This is a genomic window from Amycolatopsis rhabdoformis (assembly GCF_035918295.1).
GTDB classification, from domain to species: Bacteria; Actinomycetota; Actinomycetes; order Mycobacteriales; family Pseudonocardiaceae; genus Amycolatopsis; species Amycolatopsis rhabdoformis.
In genome coordinates this window covers 688,573-704,901 of record NZ_CP142149.1, presented here as the reverse complement: position 1 = coordinate 704,901, position 16,329 = coordinate 688,573, and the positions used below count along the sequence as shown (strand labels likewise).

13 protein-coding genes and 1 pseudogene are annotated in these 16,329 nt (G+C 69.5%); 8 read left to right on the top strand and 6 right to left on the bottom strand.

What is annotated here, in order from left to right; genetic code table 11:
* Positions 1–8: 8 nt before the first annotated feature.
* A complete protein-coding gene (locus tag VSH64_RS03315; RefSeq protein WP_326833955.1) occupies positions 9–797 on the top strand; it encodes a hypothetical protein in 789 nt (262 codons plus the stop codon).
* A gap of 12 nt (positions 798–809) precedes the next feature.
* Here the strand turns inward: VSH64_RS03315 and VSH64_RS03310 are convergent, their stop codons facing one another.
* From VSH64_RS03310 to VSH64_RS03295, 4 genes and pseudogenes are all read right to left on the bottom strand, one after another.
* Positions 810–1,619: a TIGR03620 family F420-dependent LLM class oxidoreductase gene (locus VSH64_RS03310; protein ID WP_326833954.1), complete on the bottom strand. Its 810-nt coding sequence runs from the start codon at positions 1,617–1,619 to the stop codon at positions 810–812.
* A gap of 37 nt (positions 1,620–1,656) precedes the next feature.
* Complete coding sequence (locus VSH64_RS03305; protein WP_326833953.1) at positions 1,657–6,129, bottom strand: coiled-coil domain-containing protein; 4,473 nt, start codon at positions 6,127–6,129, stop codon at positions 1,657–1,659.
* Between the two features lie 10 nt (positions 6,130–6,139).
* Positions 6,140–6,942: pseudogene (locus VSH64_RS03300) on the bottom strand (hypothetical protein).
* Positions 6,942–8,414, bottom strand: a complete 1,473-nt coding sequence (locus tag VSH64_RS03295) for a hypothetical protein (protein WP_326837894.1) — start codon at positions 8,412–8,414, stop codon at positions 6,942–6,944. Before VSH64_RS03295 ends, VSH64_RS03300 begins: the two are co-directional and overlap by 1 nt.
* A 77-nt stretch (positions 8,415–8,491) precedes the next feature.
* Here VSH64_RS03295 and VSH64_RS03290 point away from each other — a divergent pair, with 77 nt between their 5' ends.
* The 4 genes from VSH64_RS03290 (at position 8,492) to VSH64_RS03275 (ending at position 12,272) form a co-directional block, all read left to right on the top strand.
* Positions 8,492–8,929, top strand: coding sequence for a PPOX class F420-dependent oxidoreductase (locus VSH64_RS03290; protein ID WP_326833952.1), 438 nt, complete (start codon positions 8,492–8,494; stop codon positions 8,927–8,929).
* Between the two features lie 46 nt (positions 8,930–8,975).
* Positions 8,976–9,596 carry a hypothetical protein gene (locus VSH64_RS03285; RefSeq protein ID WP_326833951.1) on the top strand — a complete coding sequence of 207 codons (621 nt, stop codon included), beginning with the start codon at positions 8,976–8,978 and terminating at the stop codon, positions 9,594–9,596.
* Positions 9,597–10,286: 690 nt separating this feature from the next.
* Positions 10,287–11,516 (top strand): tyrosine-type recombinase/integrase, encoded by a 1,230-nt coding sequence (locus VSH64_RS03280; RefSeq protein WP_326833950.1) that lies wholly within the window; start codon positions 10,287–10,289, stop codon positions 11,514–11,516.
* 243 nt (positions 11,517–11,759) lie between these two features.
* Positions 11,760–12,272: a hypothetical protein gene (locus VSH64_RS03275; protein ID WP_326833949.1), complete on the top strand. Its 513-nt coding sequence runs from the start codon at positions 11,760–11,762 to the stop codon at positions 12,270–12,272.
* Positions 12,273–12,338: 66 nt separating this feature from the next.
* Here the strand turns inward: VSH64_RS03275 and VSH64_RS03270 are convergent, their stop codons facing one another.
* Entirely contained in the window at positions 12,339–12,653 is a 315-nt protein-coding gene (locus tag VSH64_RS03270; RefSeq protein ID WP_326833948.1) for a hypothetical protein, read from the bottom strand.
* Positions 12,654–13,257: 604 nt separating this feature from the next.
* On the opposite strand from VSH64_RS03270, the gene VSH64_RS03265 reads away from it, so the two are divergent.
* Entirely contained in the window at positions 13,258–14,097 is an 840-nt protein-coding gene (locus tag VSH64_RS03265; RefSeq protein WP_326833947.1) for an ATP-dependent DNA ligase, read from the top strand.
* A gap of 110 nt (positions 14,098–14,207) precedes the next feature.
* On the top strand, positions 14,208–14,795 hold the full coding sequence (locus VSH64_RS03260; RefSeq protein WP_326833946.1) for a VanZ family protein: 588 nt from the start codon (positions 14,208–14,210) through the stop codon (positions 14,793–14,795).
* Between the two features lie 76 nt (positions 14,796–14,871).
* Here the strand turns inward: VSH64_RS03260 and VSH64_RS03255 are convergent, their stop codons facing one another.
* A complete protein-coding gene (locus tag VSH64_RS03255; protein ID WP_326833945.1) occupies positions 14,872–15,354 on the bottom strand; it encodes a hypothetical protein in 483 nt (160 codons plus the stop codon).
* 249 nt (positions 15,355–15,603) lie between these two features.
* Here VSH64_RS03255 and VSH64_RS03250 point away from each other — a divergent pair, with 249 nt between their 5' ends.
* The gene (locus VSH64_RS03250; RefSeq protein ID WP_326833944.1) at positions 15,604–16,248 is read left to right on the top strand and encodes an N-acetyltransferase; all 645 of its coding nucleotides are present in this window, start codon (positions 15,604–15,606) and stop codon (positions 16,246–16,248) included.
* Positions 16,249–16,329: the final 81 nt, after the last annotated feature.

Genomic DNA, 16,329 nt, shown 5'->3' with positions numbered 1-16,329 from the left:
GAGACCGGATGTCGCCGAGGCGAACCAGACGACTCGCAACTTTTTCGAGGTTCTCGGTCCGGTCCCGGACAACGCTGCGGACGAAAAAACGCAAAATCGCGCCCGCGGCGGCGAACAAGGAAAGCCGACGAGACATCTCGGCGTCGCTGGCAGGAGTCACCGAGCGAGCACTGCGCCGACGGGTCGAGGATCACCTCGCCGACGATCCGACAGCCCGCGGGATCGCCGCGGCGCTCGAACATTCGGGGAACGCCGTACGTCTCCCCATCCCGGTTCGGATCTGGACCGAGGAGGAATCCAGCGGACCCGAGGTCGAAGAAGCGCTGACACGGCTGCTTTCCGTCGCGGGATTCGGACTCGACCGGGCGAACCCTTCGAGGAAGGGCTCCTGGTACCGCTCGTTCGCTTTCCGGCTCAGGCGGGCCGCCACGTCCGCCGAGTTGCGCCGCCGTCTGGAGAAGCTGGAGCGCGGGATCGAACTGCAGATCGTGACCAAGACCCAGGCCGAGGTCGACAGCGCTCAAGGCGACGCGGTCGCCAAACTGCTCGCCTCGTTGGAAGGCACTCCGACGGCCCTGGTCCAGATCGGGTCGATCCTTCTCATCAAGCTCGACGGCGTTCCCATCGTGCGCAATCTGACGCAGGACGAAATCGCCCTGCTCGACCGCGATCCGGCGCTTCTCCACAACCCGGCTTCAGCACTGCGGGCGCTGGACCTGGCCGCCCGGCAGCGACCGAGTGAGGTGCCCGCCGCCCGCCGCGGTCGGTCAGGGGAACTGGCCGGCGAGAGCGAATGAGCAACCAGTCCGTCAGGACAGCGCGGCCGGCAACTCCGCCACCCACTCCTTCGGCAGGTCGGCCACCGGCACCACCACCTGGTCCGCCCCCGCGGCGAGGTATTCACGCAGGCGGGCGAGCACCGTGTCGAACGAGCCGTGGACGGTGACGGCGTCCACCAGGCGGTCGGAGAGGCCGGTGATGTCGGCCTCGGTGAAGCCCATGCGGCGGAAGTTGGCCGCGTAGCCCGGGACCCGGGACAGGAAGCCCAGCGAGCCGGCCCGGACGGTGGCGCGGGCGCGGGCAGGGGAAGCGTCCGCGACGAGGGAGACGAGCACGGCCAAGGTGGTGTCCGGGCCGAGCAGCTGCCGCGCCGAGGCGACGTACGCAGGGGTCACGAGGTACGGGTACGCCACCGACGCCCGGTCCCGCGCGAGCTCCAGCATCCGCGGCCCCAGCGCCGAAAGCACGCACGCCGACGCGGGCACGGTCGGCTCCAGTTCGTCCAGGTACGCCGAGAGCGTCGCCAGGGGGCGGGCGCCGTGGGCGCCGCCCAGGCCGGGCAGCCAGCGGCCCGGGTGCGTGGCCGCGAGCGCGCGGTAGGTCGACGCCACGTCGGCCGCCCGCACGTGGTCCACGGGCAGGATGCCGTTGGTCACGGTGATGCGCTGCGTCGCGCGCACGACGGCGGGCACCAGCGCCAGGTTGTCGCCCTGGCCGCCGGGCAGCCAGAGGGTCGGGTAGCCGAGTTCTTCCAGCTCCACGGCCAGGGCGACGGCCGCCGCCGGGTCCTTCGGGTCGAACAACGGTGTCGCCGCACCCACCGGGCCGAAGTCGGTCATGCTCCGACCAACCCCGGCGGCACGCACGTTGTTCCGGTCACGCCGGTTGCTCGTCCACAGTGGACTCGTCCAGCTCGACCGGCTCCACCGTCCGGGAGAACATCCGCGTCGCCGAAAGCCGGGCCACGCCGTCCGGTTCGCCCAGGTCCTCCAGGGAGTTGCGGATCGTCGCGTCCACCGACAGGTACTTCCGCCCCGCTCGCAGGTCGGCGTCGTTGCGCAGCCGCACGATCAGGGGGAATTCCGCGAGCGCGCCCGCGTCGAACAGGCCCGTGGTGTAGATCAGCTGCACGCCCAGCGCCTCCGCGACGGCCCGCTGCAGCTCCAGCAGGTACCCCGCCGACGCGCGGCCGATCGGGTTGTCCAGGAACAGCACGCCGGAGTGGCGGTTGCGGGCCTTGCCGCGGTTGTTCGCGCGCAGCGCGGCGAGCGTGCAGTACAGGATGATCGCCGCGGTGAGCTGCTGGCCGCCGGAGAACACGTCGCGGATCTCGGACACGCGCTGGCGTTCGGTGCGCAGCACGGAGTCCGGCTTGAGCATGTCCACGCGGAATCCCTTGGGGGCGGCCACCATCACGCCGCGCAGCACCAGCGACAGGCCGTCGCGCTTCACGTCGCGGCCGTCGGCGGTCTTGCCCACCGCGGCCTCGTCCACGACCTCGCCGAGCTTCTCGGCGAGCACGTTGTCCTCGAGCTCGGTGAAGCGGATGCGCAGGAACTCCTGGCCCGACCAGTCGCCGAGGCCGTCGGGCAGCCGCGACACGCGCTGTGCCGAGCGCAGGGTGCGCAGCGCGCCGTCGACCATGCCCTGCAGCCGCGTGATGATGCCGCCGCGGTGCCGGTCGATCTGCGCGAGGTCGTCCGACAGCGTGCGCAGCCGCGGCCGCAGCGCCTCGGCCCATTCGGCCGCGTGGCCCGGCAGCTGGTCGCGCTTCACCGCGATCACCTGCTGGCGCACCGGCGTGCTCAGCTTTTCGAAGCGCTTCTCCGTGGCGTACTGCGCCAGCTGGTCCGCGGCCGCCCGCACCCGGCGGTCACCCGCGTCGGCGGCTTCCTGCGCCGAAGTGAGCACGGTGTTCAGCTGCGAATGCCGGGCCCGCGCCGATTCCACGTCGCCGTCGTACGCGGGGGCCGGCTCCTCCGGCATCAGGTGCGACAGCGATTCGCCGAGCAGCCCGAAGCCCGACGCCGACGCCTTGGCCGACTCCAGCGTCGCCTCCGCCGCCGCCCGCCGTTCCTGCAGCTCTTCCCACGTGCGCGCGGCCGCCGACACCTCCAGCGAAGCCGCGTCAATCAGTTCCAGCCCGTGCTCGATGTCGCGCGGCCGTTCACCCGGCGAGGCCGCGCCCGTGTGCAGCGGCAGCACGTCCAGCTCGGCCCGGCGCGTGGACACCAGGCCGATGGCCTCCGTGCGGTCTTCCTCGACGGAGTCGACCACGCGGCGCGCACGGGCCAGGGCCGCGGCGCGCGCCGACGCGTCGGAACCGTCCGGCGTTTCCAGCAGCTCCGCCGCCCGCACGCGCACGGCTTCGTCGAGCGCTTCGAGCGCCGAACCCGCGGCCGCTTCCGCCGACTCCGCCTGCTCCAGCTCCGCCCGCAGGTCGCTGCCGACCTCCACCTTCGCGTACGCCTCCGAAGCCGACGCGAACGTCCGCCGCAGCGCGTCCACGGGCTCGGCCGGCGTCTCGGCGTCCTCGGCCACCTCGGCCGCGCCCGGCACCTCCGCCAGCTCGGACCGCGCGGTGGTCGCCGTGCGGCGGTGCCCGTCGGCGGTCCGCTGCTCCTCCCCCGCCTGCTCACGCAGCCGCGCCGCGCGAGCCGCCGCGTCGGCCGCCGTGGCCTCCGCGCGCTCGGCGATCTCCGTGGCCCGTTCGACCTCCTCGGTCCACTCGGCGACGCGCGTGGCCCGCGTCGAGAGCTCGCCCAGGCGCCGAGCCTTCTCCTCGCCTTCGGTCACCGCGGCCCGCAGCACCGGCACGCGTTCGCGCAGCGCCGCCGACTTTTCGCTCAACCGCGCGAATTCCGCCTCGGCCTGCCCGAGCGCCGACTGCGCGGTCTCGCGCGCCACGCGGGCGCTCTCGGCCTGCTCGGCGAGCGTGGCGATCGCGCCGGCCGGGTAGTCCTCGCGCCAGGTCGTGAGCTTCCACGTGAGCGCGCCGTCGGTGGCGAGCGCGCCGGCCAGCTGTTCCAGCCGCCGCTGGCGTTCGGCGTGGCGCAGCGCCACCGCCTCGCGTTCGGTGTCGGCCGCTTCCTCGTCGTACATCGCCGGGTTCGGCGGCACGAGGAACTCCACGCCCGCCGCGGCCGGGCCGTCGTCGCGCTGCACCGCCTCGGTGGTGCCCACCGCGATCACCGCGCTGGGCAGCAGCCGCGCGGCCGCCAGCACCTCGCGCGCCCGCGGCACCTGCGCGGCGTCGTTCAGCAGCACGCCCGCCACGAGCTGCGGCAGGCCCGCCAGCACCTCGTCGCGGCGCGCGGCGTCCAGTTTGGACAGATACCGCCAGCCCGACCACGCCGTGATCCCGCCGGCTTCCAGGGCGTCCAGCGCGCGCTGCACGTCGTGCGGCGGCGGCAGCAGGCCACCGGACCCGAGGGCGGCCAGGGCACGCTCGTCGGCCGACTCGTCCATCCGCAGCGCCGTCTGCTCCTTCTCCACGGCGGCGCTGGCTTCGCGAAGCCGTTGCAGCAGCACGGGAAGGTCGCTTTCGAGCCGCACGTCGTCGGCGCCGAGCAGCTCGACGAGCCGGGGTTCGGCCGCGAGCGCGTCGGTGCGCCGGTGCGCCCGGTCGAGGTCCTCGGCCGTACGCACCAGCCGGTCCTGAGTGGACCCCGCGAGCTGGTTGGCCTCGTTCACCGCGCGCTGCGCCGCCTGCAGGTCCTCGCGCGCCCGCTCCAGCTCCTGCTCGCGCCGCGCCAGCTCGGCCGCGTTCTCGTCGGCCTCGGTGCGCGCGGTCCGCGAAGCCTCGGCGACGTCGGCGCCGGCCGCGAGCAGTCCACTTCGGACGGAGATCGAGATCTCCTCGCGCAGCTCGGCGATCCGCGCCGACAGCCCGCGTCCTTCGGCCCGCCGGGAGGCGGCGAGGTTCGCGGCTTCGTCGCGGTCGGTCTGCGCCTTTTCCGCCTCCGCGCGCAGGGCGTCGGCGTGGGCCTCGGCCTTGTCGGCCTGCCGCTGCGCGTCGCGGGCCAGCGCCGTGAGGCCGCGGGCCAGCGCCGACGCGGCGGCGTTGCGGGCGGCCAGCGCGGGTTTCGCCTTTTCCTCGCGGTTGCCGACGAGCTCGCGCAGGTCCTTCGCCTTGCGCGCCGCGTTGAGCTGGTTCAGCACGGTCGCGGTCTCGCGCCAGGCCTCGGCCGCCGTCTTCGCGTCGGCGAGCTCGGCGTCCACGCGCCGGCGCGCTTCCTGCGCCTCCTCCAGCCGCAGCACGGCGACGAGCCGGCGCAGCTCCGTGACGCCCGCGGCCAGCCGGCGATGGTCTCCCTCGGCCAGCTTCTCGGCCGAAACCACTTCGTCGACGTGCTCTTCGAGCCCGGACAGGCGGGCGTTCTCCAGCTCGTTGCGTGCGTGGATCCGGCCGGCGAGCCCCCGCAGGTCCGCGCGGGCCGAGTCGGCGATCCGGCGCGACTCGGCGGCCACACCCTCCTCGTCGGCGAGCGGGCCGAGCAGTTCGAGCGCACCCTCCACGAAGTCCTTCTCCGCCAACAGATCGCCGCGCTGTGCGAGATTGTGCGCATACGTCGACACGACCTCGGCGAGGTCCTTCGGCTCGTCCTCCGACACCACGGCGCGCAGCAGGAACTCCACGAACGCCTCGTCGGTGGAGAACTGGAACGCGTCGGCCGCCTCGCCCTCACCCGCGTTCATCGCGCGCTGGTAGCGGAACAGCTCCGTGTCGAGACCGAGGGAGTCGAGCCGGCCGGTCCACTCGTGGTGGCGCCGCGTCCACGACAGCTCCAGCTCCGGCTCGGCCATGGCGGCGGCCGCGATGCGGTCGTGGAAGCCGGACATGGTGAGCAGCCGGCCGTCTTCGGTCAGGGGCAAGGAATCCAGCCCCAGCTCCTGCGTCGGGCGGAAGCAGTACCAGGAGTCGACGAGGTTCTCCGAGTCCGCCGAGGTCACGTGCCCGCGCCACTCCGACACCTTGCCGGTGATCACGCGGTGGCCGGTCTCCACGTGCAGCCACTCCAGCACCACGTGGGAAACGTCCTTGGCCGCCACGAACTTCTCCAGCACCTTGGTGCTCGTGGTGCCCACGACCTGACGGCGGCCCGGCAGCATCACGGAGAAGATCAGCTTGATCAGCACCGACTTGCCGCCGCCGTTCTCCAGGAACAGCACGCTCGCGGGCGAAGGGCGGCGCACCGGCCCGCCGGCGTGGATGCCGGCGTTGAACAACGCGTCCTGCTGCGGCGCGGTGATGGTGGCGCCGACGCCGCTGAAGTCCAGCACCACGTCCTGGTAGCGGGCGCCCGCGGGGCCCACCGAGTGCAGGCGGACCCGCGAAAGCTCGTACATCGAATCCCCTCTACTGCAACGTGTCCGAAGAGGTCGCGCGCAGCGTTCCCCCGCGCTCGTGACCGCGACGACGTCGAGCGCGAGCAAGTCGTCGAACGCCGCGTCGGCGGCCAGCTCGCGCACCTGGATCTGGTATCGGGACGTGGTGCGGTAGGTGCCGCCCTGCTCGTCGCTCACCGGCACCAGGAAGCCCTGGTCGGCGAGGAACCGCAGGGCGCGCGCGACCATGCCCCGGGTGGTGTCGGCGGCCATGCGGCCGTCCTTGGTGGCCGCCGCGGCCGGGCGGCGCGTGTAGGCGCGCCATGCCTGCTCCAGCTCCGGCGCGTCGGCCAATGGGTCGTTGTTGGCCTCGGCCTGCTGCGCGCGCTCGTCGAGGATGCGCGCGGCCTCGCGCACCATCGCGTCGACCTGTTCCACGCTCACGCGGCCGATGTAGGTGTCGTTGGCAAGGTCGTCGGGCCGCGGGTACGCCAGGGCCGCGGCGGCGAGGTGGATGAGGCCGTGGATGACCTTCTCCGTCTCGCGGCGCTCGCGGATCTTGGCCTGGCGCGCGTAGCTGTCCATCTTGATCTCGAAGATCGACTCGTCGACGGCCGCGAGCACCGCGCCCGCCTGCTGGTTGACCTCCAGCACCATGAGCCCCAGCCCCGAGGCGACCGCGTGGGTGAGCGCCTTGAACGCGTTGTCCTCGGCGTAGCGGCGCACCAGCTCGCCGTACACGACGTCGCGCGCGGGCAGCTGCTTCGGGCGCATGCCGAACGCGACCAGGCTCGCGGCGGCCTCGGCGTCGATGCTCGTGTGGGTCACGGCCATCAGGCGACCTCCTCGCTGTCTTCGGGGTTCTCTTCGGCGCGCTCGACCTCGGCGGTGGAGAGCAGCAGGTCGGCGCCGCCGAACTCGGGGTCGTCGAGGAGCGTGCCGTCGTCGACGGCCAGCAGCACGTGGCGTTCCCCCTGGCGGCGCGCGGCGCCGATCTCGGGACTGTAGGCGTGCAGGGCGCGCAGCGCGACCAGGCTCGCCAGCCCGGGTTGTTTCGCGCGGCGCGCGTCCTCCAGCAGGCCCGAGAGGCGGCGCGGCACGTCGGGCAGGTCGAGCAGGTCGTCGGCGAGGCGCCACACGTCGTCGCCGAAGCGGTCGGTGTCCTCGGCCGGCATCAGCTCGGGTTCGGGGATCTCGCCCACGAGCTGGTCGCGCTCGGGCGCGGGGCGCAGCAGCAGCGACACGAGCGAGGACAGCGCGGGCACCACCGGCGGCGTGATGCCGGCGACGGCGTGGAAGAAGTGCTCGGCGGGCGCGAGGGCGTCGGCCAGCGGCAACCCGAGCGTGGGCACGAGCAGCTGGCCGAACAGGTCGATCGTGGCGCGCTGCGGCGGGCCGGAGAACTGCTGGCGGTCCTGCTCCGCGCGGAACACCGCGCCCGCGGCGGCCAGGCGCGACTGCAGGCGTGTGTGGCGGCGGATGCAGTCGGCGACGATGTCCACGAGCTCGGCCGCGCGCCGTTTGTGGTCGAGCTCCTCGGACTCGTCGCGGGCGGTGGTGATGTTCTTGAGGATCGCGTTCTCGGCGCGGAAGCGGGACTCGATGTGCCCGAGCGCCGTGTCGAGCAGGTCCGGCACCTCCCGCTCCCAGTCGACGGCCCGCACGTCGCGCCGGGTGGCGTCGAGCTTCGCGCGCAGCGTCTCGCCGTACTGCACGGTGCGGTAGCGCGCCTGCTCGGCGGCGAGCTTCGCGTCGGCCAGCCGGCCGCGGTTGATGAGGTTCTCCAGCTTCACCTCGGCCGCGATCTGCGCCGACTCGACATCGGTGTCCAACGCGCCCACGAGCACGTTGATCGCCTCGTCGGTGGCGCGCAGGTACACCTCGCCGTCGGGCGCGGCCAGCTCCACGAGCAGCTTGAAGTCGAACTGGCGCCGCTGGTAACCACCCGGGCCCATGGAGCCGTACACGCGCCGGAAGCCGCGGTCGGTGGTGCCGACGTTGATGAGGTTGTCGAGCACCCACTTCGCCACGCGGACGTGCTCGAACGGCGTGCGCGAGGGCGCCTGCTGCGAGATGAACGGCAGCAGCCGGTCGATGACCTGGTCGTGGCCCGCGCCGGTGTCGAAGTCCATCGCGATGGTGACCTGGTCGATCGTGTGCAGCGCGATCTCGGCCATCTGGTAGATCGTGGCGTCGGCCCAGTCTAGCTTGGCCTTGCGCGCGTCGAGGTCGTGCAGCGGCGCGGTGCACGCGAGCGCCTTCAGCCGGCGGGTCAGCCCCTCGTCGGCCAGGCCCGCGAACCCCATCTCGTCGTCTCGCACAGCAGGCCAGGCTAGTCGGCCTGTCCGGGCGCCCGCACACGCGGACGGCTAGCGTGACCCACATGCGTGAGATGAGCAGGGACGAGTGGTGGGCCTTCGCGAGCGAGGGCACGCGGACCGGGATGTTGGGCCTCGTGCGAGCCAACGGGGCGCCGATCGTCACGCCGATCTGGTTTCTGCTGAACGAGGGCCCCGACGGTGACGAAATCGTGTTCAACACGGGCAAAGAGACGCTGAAGGGCAAGGCCCTGCGCCGAGACCCGCGGATTTCGCTGGCCGTGGACGACCAGAAGCCGCCGTTCTCGTACGTGCAGTTCTCCGCCGAAGCCGTGCTCTCGGACGACTTCGACGAAAAGCTCGAATGGGCGACACGGCTGGGCGGCCGGTACATGGGCGCGGAGCAGGCCGAGGCGTTCGGCAAGCGCAACGCGGTGCCGGAGGAAGCACTCGTTCGGGCGAAGATCACGAAGGTGATCGCGCGCGCGGACATCGCGGACTGAGCTCTTCCCCGGCAACCCGGTTGACCGGGCCGGGAAACTGGTCGACGTGAACGATCGGTGGACGCTGGTCCTGCCCGAAGGGCTCGACGACTTCGCCTGGGCGGAGGCCGAGGTCCGCGGGGTGCTGCTGCACGTCGAGCTCGACCACGCCGGGCGCCGGTACCCGGCGATCGTCTACGACCCGTACCGGATCGTCCAGGACGCCGATCTGGTGACCGAGTCCGCGCCGTTCTACGAGGCGAACGTCGTCCTGGTGCCGGAAGTGACGAGGGACGCGGTCGCGCGAGCCGCCGACCGGCTGGCGCGCGGCGGTGAGCCGGACTGGTTGCCACCGCGCGCCCCCGAGCCCGAATCGAGCTGGACGCTCGACGTGGCCAACGGCGCCGAAGTGGTCGACTGGGCGCGAGTCGGCGAGCGCGGCGCCCTGTCCGCCTCGCTGCGGTACGGGGAACGACGGTTCCCGATCACCTTCCACGACCTGCGCCGGCTCGCCGAGGCGGTCGGGTGGGACGACCTCGACCACCTCGAAAGCCGTCGCGGAGATCCCCGGCCCGTCGAGTTCGCCGGGAAGAACTTCATCGTGCTCGCCGAGCTGACGCGGGACGCCGCCGAGCAGGCCGTGGCGGAGCTGGGCCGGCGCGGCGAGTTCGCCTGGCTGCTCGACTGAGCGCCCGGCCCTTCGGTGCGGGCCGGCCGGCGGCGCGCTGTTCCGCGCGTCGCCCCCTACCGCCTCCGCGTCGGGCTGTGCCGGCGCGGCCGGCGGTCGGCGTGGGGCGTGGGGCGTGATCTTGTCCTGGGTTGTCCTGGTGCACGGACGGTGATCGAGCGGTCCGGTATTGACACCACCCCGTCCGGGATGGTGTCATTTCTTCCAATAGATAGGAAAGTTTCCTAACTATCAACCTCGACCAGTCCTCGCCCCACCCCGGCACCCCGACGCGAGTCCCCGCCCCGCCCCCGGCCGCACTGCCGCCGCCGGATCCCCTGTTCGCACAGGGGTTCCCCCGGCGCGTGGTGACCCGTCGGCGGTCCCTCGGCGACGACGCGGGTCGTGCCGGAACCCCAGGACTGCGCCAGGGGTGACCGGAGCGGCGCCGGTCACCCCTGGCGCACCAAGTGCTGGTCAGAGGGCATTTTCAAAACCCGTATCCCCCGGAGACGACTTTCTATCCCCCGGGGAGCAAGATCCGGGGTAGCGTCCCTGTCTCGTGAGCACCACGAAGATCGTTTCCGCGCGCACAGCGGGGCGCCGCAGCGAACCCACCCTAGCCGCGAAGCCCGCGATCGGCGTCTACAGCGACGACCACGCAACCCCACTCGGGTTGCGCCCCGATCGCCTCGTCGGGCGGTGGTAGGCGTGGCATCCGTCGAAACACGCGTCGAACGCGGCCGCGGCGCAAACGCCGTCCCCAAGACGGTGTATCGCGTCGTCTGGTACGACCCGCACTCCCACACCAAGGAGCGGATGAAGTTCGACGACGAGGACAAGGCCGGCCGATTCAAGGACCTCTTGGAGCGCTGCGGGCATCGCCTCGACCGCGCCGCCGAGGTCATGGCCAACATCGACAGTCAGGCCCCGGCGCTGTCCGACGTCATCGAGCGCCACATCTCCGAACTGACGGGCGTCAAGGACGCCACCCGTGATCAGTACCGCCGCGACGCGAAGCTGCACATCAACCCGCACCTCGGCAACAAGCCGATCGACGTGGTCGACCGGTCCGATATCAAGCGGTGGTTGAACAAGCTGGACGAGGACGGCGACCTCGCCACCAAGTCGATCGCGAACGTGCATGGCCTGCTGTCGGCTGTGTTCAAGACCGCCATGCTGGAATACAAGCTGGTCCGCGAGAATCCGTGCGCAGGCATACGGCTCCCGAGCAGTTCCCTGCCGTTCGAGGCGACGTTCCTGACCTACGGCGAGTTCAACATCCTCCTGAACCACGTCCCCGAGCGGGTCAAGCCGGTGCTGCACACCTTCGCCCGCACAGGCCTGCGCTGGGGCGAGCTGGCGGCGCTCGAGGTCGGAGACGTAGACCTGCTTTCCCCCACGCCCTACCTGCGCGTCACCAAGGCCGTCAAGCGGTACCGCGGCAAGTTCTACATCGGACCGCCGAAGACCCCGCGCTCGGTGCGCACGATCTCGTTTCCGGAGTCGCTGGTAGCGATCCTGGCCCCGCTGGTCGTCGGACGAGGTCCTTCCGAGATCCTGTTCACCGCGGCGAAAGGCGGCCGGCTCCGCCACTCCAACTTCTCCCGCATGTACTGGAAGCCGGCCATCAAAGCAGCCACGGCCCTGCACACCAAGGGCGGTGTGCCGATCCCGTCGCGTATGCGGATCACGAAGATGCCCCGAATCCACGACCTGCGGCACACACACGCGTCGTGGATGATCGCCGAGGGCGTCGACCTCATGACGGTGCAGCGACGACTCGGGCACGAGTCGATCACCACGACCGTCGACCGTTACGGCCACATGGTGCCGGACCAGCTCGTCAAGGCAGCTTTGGCGGCGGAGAAGTCGTTCCTCGCCGAGCTGGCTGCGCTCCCGACTGCCGACGACCCGATGGAGAACTTCGTCATCTACTAGGTCCGCCGACATCTCCGCCGGCCGGCGAGCGCCACACCCCGGGGAAGCTGGGCGAGGTGCTCGCCGGCGGCGGTGCTGCAATCATTCCCGACGACCTCCGGGCGACGTGCTCACCCGTGTGCTCGCTGCACTCCGACACCCTGTTGCGCTTACCCAAAAGACACTCAATTGGGTGACGCTCGCTGTGGCCGGCAGCCGACGAAACGGCCCGTTTGACCTTGTCGCCCGTGTTACGTTCGGGTGATGAACAAGTCGTCTGAGGGGCGAGGCCAGAGCACGTGGGCCGGGCCTCAACGAGGGGAAACGGCGTTGTCACATCAGGCCACCGACGGGGGGCTGGCCGAATCCGATCAAGCTTCCGTGAAGGTCCTTGAACTGCACCGCTACGCCCATGGACTGGTCATCACGATCGACGCGTCCGCCACGACTGGCGATGTGAACGCCGGCGAGGCGCTGCGAGCCGGGATGACCTCGACGGCCGGCGGACCAGGTCCGACGGTGCTCAGGTTCCGGGCGCACCTGAAGGGCGGCGCCACCGCAAGTACCTTGGACCACGTTCTGGCGCCTGCAACCGAACCTGAACCTCCGTACTTTGCTGCCCTAGGCGGCCCGGGATTTAAGATCGACGAAAATCGCGTTTCCAGTCGCCAAGAACTTTGGCTGTGGCCAACCCCTGAGCCGGGCGGCCTTGACATTGAAGTATCTTGGCCCGAGTTCGGAATCTCTGATGCCGTCGTCTCATTAGAAGTGAACTAGCAATATTTCGGACGTAGTCACAGGTAGGTGGATGGTGGGCCCAGTCGTACTGGGCCCACCATTCGGTCATCGGTCCGTGCCTGTTTCCCAATAGTTCACAAAGAGGACGTCGTCCTCGACTGCAACGTTTCCGCCATTCTCGATGGCGAGGTGGCATCCACTCTCCCCGCACCAGTTGGACGTGTTGCTCGCCCACACGGCCAGGCCGTCGTTTCGGTAAACGACAAGGTTCCCGTCATCCTGGAACTGGACATAGTTTCCGCCAGTGCTCTGACCAGCGGTCCAGACATGCTCACCATCCCGCCAGACCTCAAGAACACCTCTGAGCATCTCAAGCTTGGTCGTGCCGTCAGGTGACGAGACTGATTGGTTGTCGTTCATGCGCCACCCCCCGCCGATATTGTTGGATCCAGTAACACCCGCTGGCGCCGGCGAAGTCTGGACAACCGCGGCGTGCACCGCGGTCGAATCAGCGAATGCAGCCGGAGCTGCGACTGCTACTGTTCCACCTCCTGCGGCCACAATCATTGCGATTAGAGCAAGACGAGTTCGAATTTTTGGCATGCCAAATCACCAATCCTTGCCTGAAAGCATGAATTCCCCAATGATGCACGGCGCATCGAAGCGCCGAACGTTAATGCGTAAATCTTTCGCGCGAGTGCGCGCATAAAAGTTCTCCAGGAACCCCCTCCCCGAGGTTCGCCATTTCGGCAGCGATCACAATTTTCACTGTGGATCACCGGCCGTCAATACTCCACATGATCTAGACCCGCACGACCGAACTTCGCGAAGTCAGACGCCTGCGCGTTGTCGGCACGGGCGAAAATCAGCGCTCTAGCTGCGCGTCCTCTCCCCCGCGGCGAAAGCGAGTGGACGTCGACATCCACGGGATGCCGTATGCCATCGAACCCATGCTCGCGGTCGACGGCGCTGTCCCCACGTCGCCCGGCTGGTCGTACGAGTGGAAGTGGGACGGATTTCGCGCATGCCTGCGGGTCGGGCCGAAGGTGTCACGAAACTCACCAGCCGCAACGGCAACGACCTGACGTTGTCGTTCCCGGAGCTGTACGGGGCCTTCGCCGATGCACTCGGCGGGATGGGCGTGCTCGACGGAGAGATCGTGGTGCTCAACGAGAAGGGCCGGCCGGACTTCAGCCTGATCCAGGTGCGCCACCAGCTCCGGCCCCGCCGGGAGTTGCTCAAGACCCACCCGGCCGTGTTCTACGCCTTCGATCTGCTCATGCTCGGCCGGCGGATGCTGTTGCGCGAGCCGTACGAGCGGCGTCGCGAGCTGCTCGAAGGGCTCACACCGTCCGACTCGCCGAATGCTGTGATCACGCCGGCCTACCGCGACGTCGACCCGGAGAAGCTCCTCACGATCGCGCGCACGCAGCACTTGGAGGGCATCGTCGCGAAGGCTGTCCGATCCCCATACCTGCCCGGCCAGCGTTCGCACAGCTGGATCAAGCGGCCCCTGATCGACACCCTCGACGTCGTGATCTGCGGTTGGCGCTCTGGACGCAGCACCCGCACAGACTCGCTCGGCAGTCTCGTGCTCGGCACACGCGACGAACACGGCCGGCTGCGGCTTGTCGGTGACGTCGGGTCCGGCTTCTCCCAGCAGGCACTCAAGGACCTGGTGAAGCTCCTGCGCGTGATCCCGCGTTCGACCAGCCCGTTCCCCGACCCCATCCCGCCCGAGTACGCGCTCGGGACGCACTGGGTCGAGCCCAAGCTCCTCGGCGAGGTCGCGTTCCGGGCTTGGACCCGCGACGGCCGAATGCGGCATGTGTCGTGGCGTGGGCTTCGTGGCGTAGACCGGTGAGTGGGAAGTCCGCCGAATTCTGTTTTGCCTGATCGACTTCGCCTCGGCATGTCCGGTAGGCAGGTCACCGTGAGCGATGGGACAGTGACAGCTCACGGTGGGAGGTAGTCATGCAACAGCTATGGCGCACGTTCGGTAATGCACTGCCCTTGGCGTTGATTCTCGTCGTCCTCGGCGCTTTGATCGCCTGGGCAGTGGCATCCAGGCGCGCTCGCAGCAGTCCCCGCAAGCAGGCTTGGGTGTCGGCGATCCTGGACGTGATCCTTGTTCTTTCCGTGCTCGTAGTGCTCTACCTGGTCTTGATCCCGATCCCGGGGCTTGCGAATCGCAGCATGATCAGCCTGACCCCAGGCTCCGAGATCGGCACACTGTTCGGAGCGAAGGGCTCCACACCTGCACAGTCGGCGGCTTTCCAGATCCTGGGCAACCTGTTGATGTTTGTGCCGATGGGTGCGTTGGCCCCGCTGCGAATGCGATGGTGCCGGTCTCTGGTCACGGTGACGATCGCAGCGTTGGCGGTGTCGGTGGTGATCGAGGTACTCCAGGCGGTTCTGCACGTGGGTCGGGTGAGCGCGACCGACGACGTCATCCTCAATACCCTTGGCGCCCTGCTCGGTGCATGGATCACGATGCGGTGGTGGCGGGGACCTGTTGCGGCGATCGATCAGGCCAGCGGTCGAGTCGCGGTCACTCAGTGATGCAGGTGGGCGGGCAGCCCGGTTGCGCTGCCCGCCCACATCACCGCACTTTTTCCGGCACTCGTTTAGCGCTGCATCACGGGTACGTGACGTCGCCAGAGAGCGTGCGGTTCGGCGTGACACCGAACGAACCGGCGGTCAGCACGAAGTAGAAGGTGTCCGGCGAGATGTTGTCGAACACTGCGGTACCGCCGGAAGCGCACGACAAGTTTCGACTGCCGAGGTTCGCGTCTCCAGGGAATGCTTCGGCCCAAAGTTCAACCGTGATGGTTTCGCCGCGGGTGCAGTGAGCAGCCGGCCCCAGGAAGACGCGGTGGGTCCCGAAGTTCGGCGTCGTGTAGTGGCGGGATTCCAGGCGCGCGTTGAAGTCCGCGGTGAACGTGAAGGTCCCGCTGTTGATCGAGTTGGCCTGGACGCCGTCGTTGTAGCTGAACGTCTGGCCGGCATCGTCAGTGATGGTCGTCCAGCCGGACGACGCTTCCGCAGCGGTGGCGGCCGGTGTCGTGGCAAGGCTCCCCAGGAGACCAGCCGATGCGACGACTGCGGACGCAGCGATCATGCGGGCACGACTCAACCTCATTGTTTTCCCCTCTCGAAATGGTGCAGAAGTTCGTGATCGACTCACGAGCCCAACGAGTTGATCACGACAGAGGGTGACGACACATCCACCAGAGGGCTGTGATCGACAGCATGAATAGTCACCCTATTCAGGGTTAACGCTGACATTTCGTTACTGCACCCAATAGGTTTAGACCACCGATCAGACCAGTCCTTCGCCATCGTCGGCGCCTCCGGTTACAGCGTCCCGATGCGCGGAACATCAGCAAACCGCGCCGAAGGCCGCCACTATCCGCATCGCGCTAATATCGAACACATGTTCGATGAGAGCCCGAAGCGCCGGTCCGGCGCGCGCAGCGAGTTCGGCCCCGAGGACGTGGCTGTGCGCCCTGCGCTGTGGCACGAGCTGCGCCCGGCCGGCAATCTCGTCATCCACGCACCCACGTCGTGCCCACGCCAGCACACTGTCGCCGAACACGGCTCGTTCTCGTGGATCACCGCCCTTCAGCTGCATTCCCTGCACTACCAGAGGTGCGAAACCGACGGCCAACGCGTCCATCAGTGGGCCGTCATCGACCCCGCGTACGAGCAGAAGTCGCCGGACGAGGCCGACGGTCAAGGCCTCCAACTCGTCGCACGGCCGCCCGTCGCGGGGTCGCCCGGCCGAATCGAGCTCCACCTCAGCTCCCAGCCCATCGGCGTCGCGACAATGACCGTGTGCCCGCTGGACCGCACCGGTGTCCTGGAACACGTGCACGTCGAGCCCGAGTACCGGCGCCGCGGCACGGTCGAGCGGATCACCGATCGGGCCGAACGGCGTCCCCCGGAGCCGTCCCCCGGGGGATCTGGACCCGTTTCGGACCGGTCCAGACCGCACCGGACTGAACAGGTTTGAACGGGTCACCTGCGCGAACACCCCCTCAACCAGGGTAGGACGCACGAAGCGGCGCCGGTCGTCCCGGTCGCGCCGTATGTC

What these genes read in the sequence shown, in the direction of transcription:
- VSH64_RS03290 (WP_326833952.1), top strand. Translation starts at nt 8,492, where the DNA reads ATGCGTGAGATGAGCAGGGACGAGTGGTGGGCCTTCGCGAGCGAGGGC.
- VSH64_RS03255 (WP_326833945.1), bottom strand. Translation starts at nt 15,354, where the DNA reads ATGATCGCTGCGTCCGCAGTCGTCGCATCGGCTGGTCTCCTGGGGAGC.
- VSH64_RS03305 (WP_326833953.1), bottom strand. Translation starts at nt 6,129, where the DNA reads ATGTACGAGCTTTCGCGGGTCCGCCTGCACTCGGTGGGCCCCGCGGGC.
- VSH64_RS03295 (WP_326837894.1), bottom strand. Translation starts at nt 8,414, where the DNA reads ATGGGGTTCGCGGGCCTGGCCGACGAGGGGCTGACCCGCCGGCTGAAG.
- VSH64_RS03265 (WP_326833947.1), top strand. Translation starts at nt 13,258, where the DNA reads ATGCCTGCGGGTCGGGCCGAAGGTGTCACGAAACTCACCAGCCGCAAC.
- VSH64_RS03310 (WP_326833954.1), bottom strand. Translation starts at nt 1,619, where the DNA reads ATGACCGACTTCGGCCCGGTGGGTGCGGCGACACCGTTGTTCGACCCG.
- VSH64_RS03315 (WP_326833955.1), top strand. Translation starts at nt 9, where the DNA reads ATGTCGCCGAGGCGAACCAGACGACTCGCAACTTTTTCGAGGTTCTCG.
- VSH64_RS03270 (WP_326833948.1), bottom strand. Translation starts at nt 12,653, where the DNA reads ATGAACGACAACCAATCAGTCTCGTCACCTGACGGCACGACCAAGCTT.
- VSH64_RS03275 (WP_326833949.1), top strand. Translation starts at nt 11,760, where the DNA reads ATGAACAAGTCGTCTGAGGGGCGAGGCCAGAGCACGTGGGCCGGGCCT.
- VSH64_RS03260 (WP_326833946.1), top strand. Translation starts at nt 14,208, where the DNA reads ATGCAACAGCTATGGCGCACGTTCGGTAATGCACTGCCCTTGGCGTTG.
- VSH64_RS03250 (WP_326833944.1), top strand. Translation starts at nt 15,604, where the DNA reads ATGCGCGGAACATCAGCAAACCGCGCCGAAGGCCGCCACTATCCGCAT.